Below are 15,347 nucleotides of genomic sequence, written 5' to 3'. Positions count from 1 at the left end.
ATCCTCATAGTTCGACTTTATCTCCATCTTAAGTTGCATTGAAATAATACCTGCCATATGGAAATATTAAGGTGAATATTTTTCCATATATAGGGAGGTTTGTGCGATGGGAAAGAGGCAAATAAGATTACTAATGATTTCAATATTTGCAATCCTCATGTTAGCAGCATGCAGCAATGAAAAATCATCTAAGGAAAAAGATATAAAGAGCAACGCCGAAGAGCAGGTTACAAAGGATGGTAATGATAAAGGTGATCAGGAGGAAAAGACAGGAGAGAGTAATACTTCTGAAAAAGAGGATGCTGAAGATACGTCAGGTGCAGTGAAGCCTCAATCGGCAGCAAAAACAGTCTCTTTTACTCAAGTAACATGGTTTTACGGTTCACCTAAGAGAGAGTTAAATCCAGGGGTATGGTATTATACAGCATCAGATCACCCAGAAAAATTCGCTACAACATTTGACTGGGAAGAGGAAGATGTGCTTCTTTGGCAAATTGGTGATGAGAAATATAAAGGATATGGCGCGGAGACTGAACAGCTTCAAGTTTTGGATAATGATGTAATTAAAATTATTGTTAAACTTGAAGATGAATCTTGGGAGGAAATGCCGAGAAGATTTCTGAAGGTGGCAAAAGGGCATTAGAAGGTAAAAGCTTTATCATCGAAACTGTTGATGGCGAGCGTCTCTCTCTACAATAAAGGACATAGAATGAATGCTGAATAGCTTTTGCTCAGTATATCAAAATAAATCCAAGATGAATCTGCCCAGCCCTCTAAGCAGCCAAAGAGATAATCTGAAGGGCAAAATGATTAATTCTGGTATCCAAAAGAGAACATCGAAAATAAAATCCCCAAATGTGTAGGAATTACTGCTTTGCTTAATTTTTCTCTTCTCTTTCCTTTTATTCCATCTTTCATTCATTTTCATTTCTCCTCATTTTACCCAATTGGAATATATTTCTACTTTAATAAAAGTACAATTATATTAACAATCTTAACAACTATAGTGCTATTCCGCATTCCCTAACACATAAGACTCCAAAGCAATAATCGACATTTTCACAGAAAATTTCCCAGGAAAATATAAATTTATACAATAAGGTTTCGACAAAAGACAAAGAAAAAGTAATGAAAGGTCTATAAAAATTTTTATGCAGTAAGATCCAGGTCAATTCTTAATTCACTTTGATTGTCATGTTTTTTTCTCATTGAGGAATAATGGTATTAAAGATGCCAATATATCTGAAATCTGATTATAACAAAATGAGAGAGAAGTGAGGAAAATGGTAAGAGATAGAAGTGCATTTATCCATATAATTTTGCTGCTGTTTGTTACGGCTGTTATTATTTGGTCGGTGATACAGCCATATAACTATATAAATTGGGCACTTGAAGTATTGCCGGCTATTGCACTGCTTGCAGTTGTAATTTTTACATATAATAAGTTTCGGCTTACCACGCTTTCCTATATTATTATCGCAATCCTAACCATTTTAATGTTCATCGGGGGCCATTATACATACTCTAGGGTTCCGCTATTTGATTGGATTAAGGATTATTTTGACTTAAAACGTAATAACTATGATCGGTTTGGACATTTTTTAAAAGGCTTATTTACTATTGTGATAAGGGAGGTTTTGATTCGCAAATCCCCGCTAACAAAAGGAAAATGGTTATATACCATTACATTGAGCATTGCCCTCTCCATTGGGACTTTATATGAAATTATCGAGTGGCTAGGAACAAAAATAATAAAAGGCGGAAAAGTATCAAAAGACTTTCTCGGAACCCAAGGAGATATTTGGGATACACAGTGGGATTTATTTTCACTGCTGATTGGTTCTATCCTTGCTTTATTATTCTTTTCAAACCTTCATAATAAGCAGCTTAGAAATAAAAAATAAAAAACTTGTCTATAAGGAAGCCTTATTAAAAATGTTAATAAAATGCTAATTTCCTTTATTTTTAATTATGTATAAAATAGTAGTTAGAAGTAATATTTTGGAAAAAGGGGAAATGGAGTGTTAAGAATGGGCATTGATTTTCACGATCAAAAAAACCATCTTTCCTATGCAACTAGAGAAGCTGATCGTTCGTGGGTGGAAACGATTAGGGGATTGATACAAGTTGAAGATATAAAGAAGGCTGTTGATATTGGCTGTGGCGGGGGAATTTACTTAAAGGCACTATCAGACATGGGTATTCTGTCTGTCACCGGTGTTGATTTTTCAGAAGTAAGTCTTGAAGGGGCAAAAGAAAATTGTAAAGAATATGAAAATATTTTCCTTCATTATGGGAATGCTGTAGAAAGCGGTCTGCCAGATCATCAATTCCAATTATTGCTGGAAAGAGCGCTAATTCATCACATAACGGATTTAGAGGCTTGTTTTGCAGAGGCGTATAGAATTTTGGAGGATGACGGAACATACATTATTCAAGATCGAACCCCAGAGGATTGTTTATTAGAAGGAAATGAGAAGCATATAAGAGGATATTTCTTTGAAGCATTTCCTAGATTAATAGACAAGGAAATTAAGCGCAGACACAGCAGTGAAGTGGTTATTGAAAAGCTCAAGGAAGCTGGTTTTAGAAAAATTCAAGAAGTGAAGTTATGGGAAGTTAGAAAAATTCATAATACAAAGCAACAATTACTGAAAGATTTGCATGAAAGAACAGGCCGAAGTATTTTACACGAATTAGATGATCATGAAATAGCTACATTGATTAGCTATATTGATAATTCCATTTCTGAAGTCTCTGAGGTCGTTGAAAAAGATAGATGGACGATTTGGAAGGCTGTCAAATAAACACTATGTCCCTAATTGACATTTTTTTAATTTCCATTTAAAGTTAAAATACATGAATGAACGAAAGGGTGACCCAATTCAATGAAGTTTTAATCCTATTTTCGAAAGTAAGCAATTGAAGGGTATTTTTTGCAGATGATGTCTGTCTGCTTTATTTGTGTTGCCTTCAATTGTCGTTTTCAGAATAGGATTGGATTTCGATAGTTGGACTTAAGGGAGCATTGTTTTTGGGAAGAGGTCTGTGAATTTGTCCCGAAAAAGTTCAGAATAAAGCTAGGGATGTCATTTCCCGACTTTTTCTGAGCTGGCTCTTTTTGATGTGCGCCTATACCTTATACCGAAGCCTCCTATTCTGAATGAGATAGGAGGCTTTTTATGTCTCCTAATAAGAATTTATAAGGAGATGATTGTATGCTATTAAAAGCTCATCATATAAAGTACTATGTTCAGGACCGTTTATTATTAGATCTTGATCAATTAGAAATTCACCGAAAGGATCGCATTGGATTAGTTGGCAGAAATGGAAGTGGAAAAACGACGTTAATAAAAATTTTGGCTGGCGTGCTAGCTCCTGAGGAAGGGAAGATCAATCACCACATAAAATGTGATCTAATACCACAGTTAAAGAGAACAGATACTGTAAAAAGTGGTGGAGAAATCACGCAGGAATATATCAATAAGGCCCTCATAAAAGATTCAGGACTCTTATTTGCAGACGAACCAACGACCCATTTAGATACTGATCATATTGAATGGCTGGAAAAGAAACTAGATCAATGGAATGGAGCATTTATGATAGTTTCACATGATCGTGCATTCCTAGATGCACTCTGCACAAAGATTTGGGAAATTAATGAAGGGAAAATAAAAGAGTATACGGGAAATTACAGCAGTTATATAGAGCAAAAAGAGTTAGAGCGCAAACAAGAAAAAATGGCTTATGAAATATATGAAAAGCAGAAAAGCCAATTAGAAAATGCATTGAAATTAAAAGAGCAGAAAGCTGAAAGAGCAACAAAAGCTCCAAAAAGGGTGAGTAATTCAGAAGCAAGGATAACCGGTGCCAAACCATACTTTGCAAAAAAACAAAAAAAGCTGCAACAAACAGCAAAAGCCCTTGAAACCCGCTTAGAAAAATTAGAAAAAGTAGAAAAAGTGAAGGAACTTCCTCCGCTGAAAATGAATTTGCCTAACGAAGAAAACATCAAAGACAAAATTATTCTTCGGGTACAAGAGGTAGCCGGCATGATTGGTGATCGCATTCTTTGGAAGGGGATAAGTTTTAATGTTCGAGGCGGTGATAAATTAGCCATTATTGGGCCAAACGGAAGTGGAAAAACAACTTTCGTAAAAAAGATTATGAAACAAGAACAAGGCATCACGCTCTCACCATCAGTAAAAATGGGTTATTTTAGTCAAAATTTAAATATTTTAGATGTGGAGAAATCTATTATTGAAAATATTCAGTCTACATCCCAACAAGATGAAACACTGATCCGGACTGTACTTGCCAGAATGCACTTCTTTAGGGATGAAGTGTATAAGCCTGTAGATGTTTTAAGTGGCGGAGAACGAGTAAAAGTAGCGCTAGCCAAGTTATTCTTGAGTGATATCAACATGTTAATTTTAGACGAACCGACGAACTTTTTAGATATGGAAGCGGTTGAAGCGTTAGAGGGATTATTACAGGAATATAGAGGGACTATAATTTTTGTATCTCATGACAGGCGTTTTATTGAAAAACTTGCTACACGCATATTAGCCATTCGTGATGAGAAAATGGAATTGTTTGAAGGCACCTATCAGCAATATTTACATTATGAATCACAGCCTGTGCGTAATACGAGTGAGGATAGACGGCTCGTCCTCGAAACCAAAATAACTGAAATCCTCAGTCGTTTAAGTATTGAACCGTCAGCAGAACTCGAATTGGAGTTTCAGAAGCTTTTAAAAGAAAAGCGGGAGCTTGAAGCGAATAAATAATTTTGGACCGGGGGACATTTCTCCTGGTTTTTTTTAAAAAAAGCATAGAAAGGAGGAATTGATAAATTCATATATAAATATCTATATAATCTGCTTGTAGTCCCCTTAGAAGAAATCTTTAGGCAATATTTTATCGACATTATGGATATTGGATAATCAGTCGGGCAAGGCGAGAGTCTCCTTGCCCTATGAAAAGTAATACAGAATTCACGAAGAATACGACACATGCTGAGGAATTTCTATTATGATTGAATTGGAGTAGAATAATTTAGAAAGGATGTTGTAATGTGGCCTATAAATCTAGGACGGAACCTCAAAAACTAATCATTTCACGAATCTTAGACAAAAGAATGAATTTGTCTGAAAAAGACAGACAGCATTATGTAAGTCTTCAAAAAGGCTATGAAGGAGAAGTGATGTTTGATGCTTTAACAGAAAGGCTTCAAGGTGATTGTTTCATAGTTAATGACCTGCTGCTTAAGTTTAACAATACCTTGTTTCAAATAGACACTTTAATTATTGCTTCGGATAAAATTTACCTTTATGAGGTGAAAAATTTTGAAGGTGATTATTACTTGGAATCAGATCGATTGTATAAGGTGCCTAAATATGAATATAATAATCCGCTATTCCAATTAACCCGAAGTGAATCCCTCCTCCGCCAATTGCTGCAAAATTTAGGCTGCAACCTCCCTATTGAAGCAAAAGTAGTTTTTATTAATCCGGAGTTCACCCTATACAAAGCCCCCTTGGACAACCCTTTTATTTTTCCAACACAAATAAAGAAATATTTAAACAAAGTAGACTCGACATTTACAAAACTAGCACAATGGCATAAAAAACTAGCTGACCAGCTCATTTCACTTCATATTAATGAAAACCCCTATACATTATTACCGCCTTATGAATACGAGCAACTGAAGAAAGGAGTTATTTGCAAAGTCTGCGGTTCATTTTCGTTTACAATTCAAGGCTATTATTGTCACTGTGGTGATTGCGACCAGAAGGAACTGATTTCAGCGGCTATTTTACGAAGTGTAAGGGAATATAGGATTCTCTTTCCTGACGAAAAAGTTAGCACTAATATTATTTACGATTGGTGTGGGGGAATAAAAGAAAAAAGGACTATGAGAAGGATTTTATTAAAAAATTTTGATAGAATCGGGACTAAGCAGTGGACTTACTATGAATGAGTAAAGATACCACTCTTAGAGGCAGTTATTATTGAGAGCAATCCATCATATTGTTGTGATAATGGTCAAGCTACGGTAGTTTCAAAGCCGAGTTGACTGTCGCAAGAGTGATGACGGCCAAGTGTTGGAGGACCAAGAGCAGATTTGTCCGTCATGAGTGAGATGACGGCCAAGTGGTGGAATATCGAGTGCTGAGTTGACCGTCATAAGTGAGATGACGGCCAAGTGGAAGAGGAACGAGAGTAGATTTGTCCGTCATAAGTGAAATGACGGCCAAGTGGAATAGAATTAGAGAGTAGAGTTGACCGTCATCAAGGTCCTAGCTACTGTTATCTACCCAAAATAAAGTTAAAGTGACCGTTATCTTAAAAAATAACGGTCATTTCAAGTCAAATCACTATCTAATCAGTCTTCAACAACGAATACATATACAAATCATCAAATTTCCCGCAAGTATATTCATATTTTCGCAGAAGGCCTTCGCGTATAAATCCTTTGCTTTCAAATAATTGGATTGATGGAGTATTTGGGGGTTCGATTAATGCTTGAATTCTCATAAGACCAAGGTCCTGAAAACCGTATCCAATGATAGCAGTTAGTGCCTCGGACATGATGCCCCTTCTCCAATAGTCTTTTGACAGCTCTGCTCCAATCTCCGCTCGGGAGTGTCTTGGAGATATATTAAGAAAACCGCAGCTTCTAATGACCTTATCTTGTCCCTTTAAGGTTATTCCCCAGCGTATTCCCGTTTTGTTCGTATAAATATCCTTATACCACTGGATTTCTTCCAATGCTTCCTTTTTGTTTTGAAAGGGCTCCATTCCAAAGTATTTCATCACTTCTGGATCTGAAAGATAGGCCATTAAACTGGCTGCGTCATTTTCAGTAACCTCTCGTAAATATAATCGCTCTGTTTCTAAAACAGGAAAAGTATTTGCTAGCTCCAAAATTTAATCCTCCCTTTGGTTTTCCCCATATTTTGACACTAAATTATATGGTAATACGAATTCAATCATTTCTAGTGAATTCATTGACAAATATTAACTTTAATTATATGAATATTTTATGTGTATAGAGTCTGGTAGAAAAACTATTTCATGCGGTTGGGCAGGGGAAACAATAATGGAATCAGCTGTGTTTGTAAAAAATTATAAAGGTGATATGGAGTTAAGAAAAAGCTTTAACGAGCTGGCCATAAATACATTTGGTATCGAATTTGAGGATTGGTATAAGTTAGGATATTGGACTGAGAAATATCAGCCGTATTCTCTTATGCAAAATGGAAAGATTGTCGCTAATGTGTCAGTTAACATCATTCAATTAATAATTAACAATCGATCAGTTCAAGCCATTCAGATTGGCACCGTCATGACAGATAAGCAGTACCAAAACCGTGGTTATTCAAGAGTCCTAATGGAAAAAGTCCTCAAGGATTTCAGCCATATTGATGTCATGTATCTGTTTGCCAATCAGACGGTATTAGATTATTATCCGAAGTTTGGCTTTAAGCGAATGAATGAAACCTTATATTCTATTCCATATTCTTATAGAGGAAAGAAGAAATGCATTAAGAGTTTAGACGGAACAAGAGAGGAAGACTTAGAGTTTATCTATCAGTTTGCGAAAAAAAGAGCGCCTGTTTCAGCTTCATTTGCGACTTCAGCTACTGAAGAATTACTAATGTTCTATGCGTTGAAGGTTTTTACACATGATTTCTATTACCTTGAAAATCTGAATACAATAGTGATATGTCAATCAGAGGGCTCCAATCTCCATGTTTATGATATTATCTCGGTCGGGCAGCCTGATCTAATACAAATTATTGATCAGTTGGCTGCAGAAGAAACTACTAAAGTTATCCTTCACTTTACGACTGATGCAAAGGGTGTCCAAATGGAAAAATACGAGAGTGAAAATGTCCTTTTTGTTCGGAATACTGGCAATCTCAAATTTCCAGAACAATTTAAGCACCCTATTACATCACAGGCTTAGCAATACCTGATTCAAAGGTAACAAAAAATAAAAAGGAGAAGGAAAAATTATGAATCATTTTACTAAAGCCTTTTACCTGCTGGAAAATGGCAAAAACGGAACTTCCACCACGCTGGGATTGTGATATTCATAATATGGCATCGAAAAAATTCGCAGGGAGTCTAGGATTCCAACATCCAATAGAATACTCAGTGTTTATCAAAAATTAACTGCCTAATTTCAAAAAGGCACCTTTCTAAAAAAAGGCCTTTTTGTCCAATCATGATCCAAACCAAGCTTCGCTTAACGCTTGGATTCCTACTCTATTTTGTGTATCTTGGTGCAAGGAAACTTGGTTTCAAATTTGATCGAGTGGGACAGTGAACCCGTCCCGTTGTCCTATTGAAGATTAAATATTTCAACCGTATGAATGTTTGGGTCTCCTGGTTTGGATGTGCTAATGTAGGCAGTTTTGGAATTAGCGCTCCAAGAGCCTGTGAGCGAAATGACTGCATAAAGGTCAGCGTTTTCTAAGATGCGTACGGTATTTTTAATTTTATTATTTTCGAGTTCTGCCATGTAGACATTCGTTTTATATTCATTTTCGACTTGTACAGGGGTGTCGAATAGGATTTTGCTATGGTCCGGTGATAATTTGTAAAATGGCACCCATATTCCCTCTTCGTCTTTACCTCCTGCCACTAGCTGTGTTACTTCATTTGATTGTAAATTCATAAGGAAGACTCCCGATTTGCCTTTGTACAAATCGCTAAAAATAATTTGGTTTGGTCCGATGAAATCATAATAATCCATTGAGTTTATGTCTGCCAATGTTGAGATCACTTTGAGCTTATCGTTATAGTCCAGATGATAGAGTCCTTTGCCATGCTCTTTAGATTGTGCTGCCACATAAATGCCGTTTTCATCTTTTTTAACAGATGTTAAAGTGAAATTATTTGTCTCAAACCACTTATTCATTTCCCAAGTCTTGGCTTCCGATGTGTCTACATTCATGACATGGACCTTAATTTGTTCTCCACTTTCAACATGAATTACTTCTTTTCCATCAGCATCTGCAAAATAATATGGATACGTTTCCGTTCCATGTCCAATTAATTTTTCGGAGTTGGTTTGAAAATCCAGCACATAGATTTTTTGATTAACTAATGATAGAGCACGGTTCCCATTTTCTGATACGGCGAAAAATGGTTTATCTGCAAGCTTCTTTTTGACTAGGGTTTCTGTATTTATAAGGTGAGCCCCGCCGTCCTGATTGAAATAAATCTTGTCGCCATGAAATCCAGTGTAATCAGCTTTTATTGGTAGTTTGACTGATTTTTCATGCGTCACTGCTAAAGAACTATCAGCTAGGGAGCTTTCAAGTTGTACATTATCATTGATTGTGACCGTTTTTTGCATATCTGCTTTCCCTGTTAATGAACACCCTGCTGCAACAAACCCTACTAATGTTATCACTGCTAGACCTTGGAATTTTTTTTTCATTCATTTTTCCTCCTTTTTCAGTACATGATTATCATAGTCCAGGTCTATTGCTAACTTGTGATGAGTTGTTTCCGACTTGTTGCCAGAGAGGAAATGAAATTTCAATTCTTGCTTCGTTATTTTCGTAATGTAAAGATATTGCTCCATCATATTGTTCAAGGATTTGCTTGCAGATGAAAAGTCCTAAGCCGTGACTATCTTTTCTATGTTCGTGAATAAAAGGTTCAAATGCTTGTTCCAAAATTTGTGAAGGGATCTGATCACAATCGTTTGAAATGATTATTTTTTCGTCTACCAAAATGCGAATTGATCGGTTAGCTTTTCCGTGCTTAATCGCATTATCGATAACGTTAATGATTACCTGACGCATATCATCACGATACGCTTTAACGAAGTAGGATTTGCCCTTTATCTCGATAGCCATTGCATATTTTCTTGCTTTCAACTCCATATCCTCACAAATAGATTGAATCAACGGCAATAGATCAAACACTTCCATGTCTTTACAAATACCTGACACTTGTGATTTTGAGAAGGACAGTAATTGTGTCACCATTTCATTTAGACGTTCACTTTCAGAATGTATTTTAGATGCTGCCTTTTGCAGGAAAATGGCATCATTAAAGTCCTGATCACCGATAATTTGGGCGTATCCTGAAATAGTTGCAAGTGGTGTTTTTAGTTCATGTGTTACATTGTTGAAAAAGTTAGTTCGTTTCTGTTCTAGAAGCAATACTTTTTCTTTTTCCTCTTGAATTTTTTCAATATGTAAACGGATTTCGTTTTGCATATGCTGAAATTGGCTTGATAGTTCACCGATTTCATCCGATGTTTTTTGATTTGAAATTTCGTTGTAGTCGCCACTGGCCATTCGTTTTGCAGCAATTGTTAAATATCGGAGCGGCTTAATAATTTGATTCGTTAAAAGTAAAGAGATAATAAATACTCCAATAAATAAAAAAATCGTGAGAAGTTTGAAGCTATTTAAGAGCTTCTGATTATGATCGAACAGCTCCGAGTAGTCACCCGTAAACCGAACGACCCCATAGAATTTGTCTTGGATATAGACGGGATAGGCAAAGTAAATAATGGTTCCCTTTTCCAACTTTTTTGGTGTGTATGCAGCTTTGTTCTGGAATGCTTGCTGCAGTTCAGTGCTGCTCGTTTTATTCACATCATGCTCGTATTTTTGATTTTCCATTAACAACGGTTTGTCAATTGGAACTGCCTCGTATAAAAAAGCCCCATCTGTTTTGTATAGAGCAACGCTTTGGGCATGCATCTTGCTTAATACTTGAGCGATGGTACTGCCATATTTAACAAAGAGGTCATCATCACCTTTGTGTAATTCAGAAAACTGTTTAATATATTCTTTCGAAGTATACTGCTGCTTTGTTAGTTCGTTTTTAATAAAATTAGCCGTATTATTTTCGATTGTTTTTGCCAGTAATTCATTAAACACGAGGGCAGAAAATGAAAATAGAATCATAAACCCAATGAGAAATTTTCGTCGAATTGTCCATTTCATATATTAAAGTCCCTTCATTTTATAGCCAGTTCCAAATACGGTTTCAATAATGGAAGGATCTAATTTTTTGCGAATTCTTTGAACATGAACATCCACAGTGCGGAGTCCACCGTCAAAATCCATGGCCCATACGGTGTCTAAAATTTCTTCGCGGGTAAAAACACGATTTTTATGTTGAGTAAATAATAATAAAAGCTCATATTCCTTCGGCTTCAAGGTAACAGTTTCGTTATTCTTGAAAACGGAATGGGAACGGGGGTCAATCTTAATACACTCATTTACTATTAAAAAGCTGTATAAAGACTCCCTCGGCTGCCGGCGAAGCAAAGTCTTTACACGAGCAATGAGTTCACGAATATCAAATGGCTTTGTCATATAATCATCGGCACCTAGCTCAAGCCCTAAAATTTTGTCAACAATGTCATCGCGGGCAGTCAGCATGAGAATCGGCACATTGCTAATTGCCATTATTTTTTTGCACAGCTCAAAGCCCGTTGTGTCAGGCAACATTAAATCTAGAATTATTAAATCAATTTCTGTTCCTTGAAGTCTATCCAATGCTCCTTTTCCAGTAGAGGCTGCAAGGACGGAAAATCCCTCCTTTCGTAGTGCATATGCCAATATATCCGCAATGGAGTCTTCATCCTCTATAATCAAAATGGTTTTGTTCATGAAATTCGTTCCTTTCGCTTTCCTAAAAACTAGTTTACTAAAAATTTGTTGCTAACTTATTGCTAGTTAGAAAAATTATCTTCTAAAAGAAGATCTGATGTGGGAGATATTCAATGCGATAAAGCAAGGGGGAGAGAAACATTAAAAATCATTATCGGAGCATCACCTTTTGCCTAGAATTATACAAAAAAGGGGGAGCCACTAAAGTTACCTTTAGGGCACCTCCCTTCATTAAAATTAGTTATCCAAACCAAGCTTCGCTTAACACTTTAATTCCTTCTTCTATCTTTTCAAGCTCAATTCCTGAAAACCCTATAAGGAATTCTTTAGAGTCTGTTTCTTTAGTGTTCAGCCATGTAAAAGAGGTTGAGGAGATTCTGATTCCTGAATCAATTGCCCTTTGCAGCAATTCCCTTTCTGATTTATCGCTGTGTACTTGCAGTAAAATATAAAAGCCAGCATTCTTTCCGATCACTTGGACACGGCTGCCCATATACGTTTCAATCGACTGGATAAGGCAGTCATGTTTCTTTTGATAAATATTCCTCATTTTTCGGATGTGACGTTCAAAGTGCCCTTGTTCCATGAATAGCTGTAAGGTCCGTTGAAAAACACGCGAGGAAGACTGTTCCATAAAAAGCTGTGATCGTAGTTGGTAATAAGTATCCACCAATGAAGGGGGAAGTACTAAGTAATGAATGCAAATATCCGGCATTAACGCTTGAGAGAAACCTCCAAGATAAAAAACATTTGCATCTGGTGACAGGCCTTGTAGGGCAGGAACAGGTTTATTCCGATAACAAAACTCTCCATCATAATCATCTTCTATAATATATCCGTTTACTTTCCTAGCCCACTCCAGCAGCTGGAATCTCGTTGATACTGGCATGGTCATTCCCAGTGGAAATTGATGAGAGGGGGTTACATTTATAAGCTGGACACCAGTTTCGTAAAGACTCTCAATACAAATGCCGTCCTCATTCACCTGAATGGGGGTCACGTGAAAACCGTGGCTTTTAAAAGTTCCAGGGATCAACTGGTACCCTGGATTCTCGGCCCCTACTTTGTTTATTTGAGTCTTGAGCATCAAGCAGATTAAAGAAACAAGCTGCTGCTGTTCAGCTCCAATTACAATCTGCTCTGGGGAGCATACGACTCCGCGAAAGTGATTCAAATAAGTAGCTACCTCGTTACGCAATCCCATTTCTCCCTGTGCATCACCGTAAAAAAGCAGGTTTCTATATTCATTTTGAAGGACTTGGTTTAGAAGCCTTCTCCATATTCGCATCGGAAAATAAGAAAAGTCATTTTTAGAAATATGGAAGTCATAGGAATAAGATTGTTTACCTTCAATCGGGAATTGTATAGTTGATGCAGCCTCATCGCTTTCCATTCTAGGGGAAAGGGGTACATGAGGAACTTCCTGAACAAAATAACCTTTGCGGGGACGGCTTTCAATAAATCCCTCTGCTAGGAGCTGTTGATAGGCTGTTTCAACAGGAGTTGTACTAATAGAGAGGAAGTCAGAAAGTTTACGAATGGAAGGAAGGTGTGTCCCTTTGGCAATTTTTCCAGAGATAATTTCAGATTTAATATGTTCATAGAGCTGGTCATAATAGAAGTTTTCTTTCGTAGAATTGAATTTGGGGAAAAATAGCATTGTACTCCTCTGTCCTTTCATTTTTGCAAAAACTGTATATTTTAAAGTATACAGTAATTTGGTAATGTGTGGTTAGAAGATTTTAAGGAGGATTTAGTTATGGAACAAAAAACAATTAGACCGGCTCGCTTCCTGGAAGGGAAGAGACTTTATTTAAAACCGATCAGTCTTGAAGACTCAAGAGACTATTATGAGAAGCTTTTTAATCTTGAATCAAGAAGGCTTACAGGTCTGCAGCGCAGTTATACAAAGGAGCAAATTGATAAATATTTAGAGGGAAAAGTTCATGAAACGTCTAGTCTTCTTTATCTGATTGCCCTGAAGGAATCCGATGAAGTAGTCGGAGATATTGCACTACAGGATATTGACAGCTTTAACCGATCTGCTAATATCCGTATTGCTATCGACAATTCATCGCATCAGGGAAAGGGCTATGGCAGTGAGGCGATGCTGCTTTTACTTGATTACGGATTTGGAATTGTTAACCTTCACCGCATCGAATTGAATGTGTTTTCATACAACGAAAGGGCAAAACATGTTTATGAAAAATTAGGATTTAAGGTCGAAGGTGTACAAAGGGACGCTCTGTATTATAACCACTCATATCATGACTCCATTTTAATGAGTTTATTAGAGCATGAGTATAGAGAAAAATATGTGAAATAATCGGGCTGTTATAGCATTAAGAGAATAGCAAATGGAAGCAAGAGAATCCTTCTCTTGCTTTTCATGTATTTAGATAAAAGTTCTTTAACAATAAATTACTCCGTAGGCATTTTCTTAAGTTTCTTCACAGCTTTCTTTAATGTGTATAAAAAATTAGACACTTGCTATGGAGAAGTGTATATAAAAATATACATTAATCATTAATATTGTAAATTTTACTGACAGAAAATTGATAAAAGTCACATTTCTCCTTTTGGCATGATTGTTGCATTAAATAACGGTAAAACTTGCGGATGCTGGAGGAGAAAAGATGAGATACGATAAATTGTTTATTACTATTGATGTTCATGTTTCAGGGGAACCGTTACGAATTATTACAGGAGGACTGCCTGAAATTAAAGGTGAAACACAGCTGGAAAGACGTGCATATTGTATGGAGCATTTAGATCATATTCGTGAAGTGCTAATGTACGAGCCGCGCGGGCATCATGGAATGTATGGCTGTATCATTACTCCGCCAGCAACACCTGGTGCAGATCTTGGAGTATTATTTATGCACAATGAAGGCTGGAGTACAATGTGCGGTCACGGGGTCATTGCTGTTGTCACAATGGCCATTGAGACAGGCATGATTGAATTAAAGGATGAAAATCAGAAATTTATTATTGATTGTCCGTGTGGACCTGTCGTTGCCAATGCGAAATGCAATGGTAATGAAGTGGAATCTGTCTCTTTTGAAAATGTACCTTCTTTTGTTTATAAAAAAGATGTTCCAGTGAAAATTGATGGCTATGAGTTCCATGTAGATATTTCTTATGGCGGCGCTTTTTACGCAATAGTGGATAGCAAGGAAGTTGGCAAAAAGGTGAATAACGAGGACCTATGGGACCTGCAAATATGGGGAGACAAAATTAAACATTATATTGAAGGACAAATGAAAGTAAAGCATCCACATGAGGATATTTCCGAAATCTATGGGGTTATTTTCTCCGACAATCCGGAAGATAGCAGAGCAGACTTACGGAATGTAACAATATTTGCGGATAAGCAGGTTGATCGCTCTCCATGTGGTTCTGGAACTGCAGCAAGGGTAGCTGCTCTTTATGAAAGAGGAGTACTCAAGGAAGGCGGAAGCTTCGTTCATGAGAGTATTACAGGCGGGCACTTTATTGGAGAAGTATTGTCATTAACAAATGTTGGCGAATATGAAGCGGTTATTCCAAAAGTAACAGGGGATGCATTCATTACGGGATTCCATCAATTTGTTGTAGATTCACGTGATCCCTTAAATAAAGGATTTTTATTAATGTAGGAACAGAGTTAGTTGAATTTATCAAAAGTAGCTATAGAAAAATGATTATAAG

15 protein-coding genes are annotated in these 15,347 nt (G+C 36.7%); 9 read left to right on the top strand and 6 right to left on the bottom strand.

The features are described 5' to 3' along the window. The first annotated feature begins 106 nt into the window (after positions 1-106). Positions 107-643, top strand: a complete 537-nt coding sequence (locus H0173_RS12765; protein ID WP_221846935.1) for a hypothetical protein — start codon at positions 107-109, stop codon at positions 641-643. Between the two features lie 96 nt (positions 644-739). Here the strand turns inward: H0173_RS12765 and H0173_RS12760 are convergent, their stop codons facing one another. Then, the gene (locus H0173_RS12760; RefSeq protein ID WP_221846934.1) at positions 740-922 is read right to left on the bottom strand and encodes a hypothetical protein; all 183 of its coding nucleotides are present in this window, start codon (positions 920-922) and stop codon (positions 740-742) included. Between the two features lie 361 nt (positions 923-1,283). On the opposite strand from H0173_RS12760, the gene H0173_RS12755 reads away from it, so the two are divergent. The 4 genes from H0173_RS12755 to H0173_RS12740 all read left to right on the top strand — a co-directional run bounded on the left by H0173_RS12755 (position 1,284) and on the right by H0173_RS12740 (position 5,983). Continuing rightward, positions 1,284-1,904 carry a DUF2238 domain-containing protein gene (locus H0173_RS12755; RefSeq protein WP_221846933.1) on the top strand — a complete coding sequence of 207 codons (621 nt, stop codon included), beginning with the start codon at positions 1,284-1,286 and terminating at the stop codon, positions 1,902-1,904. A 126-nt stretch (positions 1,905-2,030) separates the two neighbouring features. Then, positions 2,031-2,807, top strand: a complete 777-nt coding sequence (locus H0173_RS12750; RefSeq protein ID WP_221846932.1) for a class I SAM-dependent methyltransferase — start codon at positions 2,031-2,033, stop codon at positions 2,805-2,807. A 411-nt stretch (positions 2,808-3,218) separates the two neighbouring features. Next, the gene (locus H0173_RS12745; RefSeq protein ID WP_221846931.1) at positions 3,219-4,790 is read left to right on the top strand and encodes a Vga family ABC-F type ribosomal protection protein; all 1,572 of its coding nucleotides are present in this window, start codon (positions 3,219-3,221) and stop codon (positions 4,788-4,790) included. Positions 4,791-5,077: 287 nt separating this feature from the next. After that, positions 5,078-5,983 (top strand): nuclease-related domain-containing protein, encoded by a 906-nt coding sequence (locus tag H0173_RS12740; protein ID WP_221846930.1) that lies wholly within the window; start codon positions 5,078-5,080, stop codon positions 5,981-5,983. Between the two features lie 401 nt (positions 5,984-6,384). On the opposite strand, the gene H0173_RS12735 is transcribed toward H0173_RS12740, so the two are convergent. Continuing rightward, a complete protein-coding gene (locus H0173_RS12735) occupies positions 6,385-6,930 on the bottom strand; it encodes a GNAT family N-acetyltransferase (protein WP_260631167.1) in 546 nt (181 codons plus the stop codon). Between the two features lie 175 nt (positions 6,931-7,105). On the opposite strand from H0173_RS12735, the gene H0173_RS12730 reads away from it, so the two are divergent. Both H0173_RS12730 and H0173_RS12725 read left to right on the top strand, forming a co-directional pair. After that, positions 7,106-7,975 (top strand): GNAT family N-acetyltransferase, encoded by an 870-nt coding sequence (locus tag H0173_RS12730; protein WP_221846929.1) that lies wholly within the window; start codon positions 7,106-7,108, stop codon positions 7,973-7,975. Positions 7,976-8,061: 86 nt separating this feature from the next. Further along, positions 8,062-8,184, top strand: a complete 123-nt coding sequence (locus H0173_RS12725; protein ID WP_221846928.1) for a GNAT family N-acetyltransferase — start codon at positions 8,062-8,064, stop codon at positions 8,182-8,184. A 169-nt stretch (positions 8,185-8,353) separates the two neighbouring features. Here H0173_RS12725 and H0173_RS12720 read toward each other — a convergent pair whose 3' ends face one another. From H0173_RS12720 to pdxR, 4 genes are all read right to left on the bottom strand, one after another. Beyond that, positions 8,354-9,457 carry a TolB family protein gene (locus tag H0173_RS12720; protein ID WP_221846927.1) on the bottom strand — a complete coding sequence of 368 codons (1,104 nt, stop codon included), beginning with the start codon at positions 9,455-9,457 and terminating at the stop codon, positions 8,354-8,356. 31 nt (positions 9,458-9,488) lie between these two features. After that, positions 9,489-10,985, bottom strand: a complete 1,497-nt coding sequence (locus H0173_RS12715) for a HAMP domain-containing sensor histidine kinase (protein WP_221846926.1) — start codon at positions 10,983-10,985, stop codon at positions 9,489-9,491. A 3-nt stretch (positions 10,986-10,988) separates the two neighbouring features. After that, entirely contained in the window at positions 10,989-11,657 is a 669-nt protein-coding gene (locus tag H0173_RS12710) for a response regulator transcription factor (protein ID WP_221846925.1), read from the bottom strand. Between the two features lie 241 nt (positions 11,658-11,898). Beyond that, complete coding sequence (pdxR, locus tag H0173_RS12705; protein ID WP_221846924.1) at positions 11,899-13,317, bottom strand: MocR-like pyridoxine biosynthesis transcription factor PdxR; 1,419 nt, start codon at positions 13,315-13,317, stop codon at positions 11,899-11,901. 99 nt (positions 13,318-13,416) lie between these two features. On the opposite strand from pdxR, the gene H0173_RS12700 reads away from it, so the two are divergent. Together H0173_RS12700 and H0173_RS12695 are read left to right on the top strand one after the other, a co-directional pair. Further along, positions 13,417-13,983, top strand: coding sequence for a GNAT family N-acetyltransferase (locus tag H0173_RS12700; protein WP_221846923.1), 567 nt, complete (start codon positions 13,417-13,419; stop codon positions 13,981-13,983). Between the two features lie 310 nt (positions 13,984-14,293). Beyond that, complete coding sequence (locus tag H0173_RS12695) at positions 14,294-15,295, top strand: proline racemase family protein (RefSeq protein ID WP_221846922.1); 1,002 nt, start codon at positions 14,294-14,296, stop codon at positions 15,293-15,295. The last annotated feature ends 52 nt before the right edge of the window (positions 15,296-15,347 follow it).

Origin of the sequence: Bacillus sp. S/N-304-OC-R1 (assembly GCF_019749375.1) — a bacterium.
Lineage (GTDB): Bacteria > Bacillota > Bacilli > Bacillales > Cytobacillaceae > Cytobacillus.
The sequence above is the reverse complement of the archived record's forward strand: the minus strand, read 5'-3'. Positions and strand labels throughout refer to the sequence as shown.

Bases quoted from the DNA above. Each gene is read 5' to 3' on its own strand.
- H0173_RS12765 (WP_221846935.1), top strand. From the start codon at position 107: ATGGGAAAGAGGCAAATAAGATTACTAATGATTTCAATATTTGCAATC.
- H0173_RS12760 (WP_221846934.1), bottom strand. From the start codon at position 922: ATGAATGAAAGATGGAATAAAAGGAAAGAGAAGAGAAAAATTAAGCAA.
- H0173_RS12755 (WP_221846933.1), top strand. From the start codon at position 1,284: ATGGTAAGAGATAGAAGTGCATTTATCCATATAATTTTGCTGCTGTTT.
- H0173_RS12750 (WP_221846932.1), top strand. From the start codon at position 2,031: ATGGGCATTGATTTTCACGATCAAAAAAACCATCTTTCCTATGCAACT.
- H0173_RS12745 (WP_221846931.1), top strand. From the start codon at position 3,219: ATGCTATTAAAAGCTCATCATATAAAGTACTATGTTCAGGACCGTTTA.
- H0173_RS12730 (WP_221846929.1), top strand. From the start codon at position 7,106: ATGGAATCAGCTGTGTTTGTAAAAAATTATAAAGGTGATATGGAGTTA.
- H0173_RS12725 (WP_221846928.1), top strand. From the start codon at position 8,062: ATGGCAAAAACGGAACTTCCACCACGCTGGGATTGTGATATTCATAAT.
- H0173_RS12720 (WP_221846927.1), bottom strand. From the start codon at position 9,457: ATGAAAAAAAAATTCCAAGGTCTAGCAGTGATAACATTAGTAGGGTTT.
- H0173_RS12715 (WP_221846926.1), bottom strand. From the start codon at position 10,985: ATGAAATGGACAATTCGACGAAAATTTCTCATTGGGTTTATGATTCTA.
- H0173_RS12710 (WP_221846925.1), bottom strand. From the start codon at position 11,657: ATGAACAAAACCATTTTGATTATAGAGGATGAAGACTCCATTGCGGAT.
- pdxR (WP_221846924.1), bottom strand. From the start codon at position 13,317: ATGCTATTTTTCCCCAAATTCAATTCTACGAAAGAAAACTTCTATTAT.
- H0173_RS12700 (WP_221846923.1), top strand. From the start codon at position 13,417: ATGGAACAAAAAACAATTAGACCGGCTCGCTTCCTGGAAGGGAAGAGA.
- H0173_RS12695 (WP_221846922.1), top strand. From the start codon at position 14,294: ATGAGATACGATAAATTGTTTATTACTATTGATGTTCATGTTTCAGGG.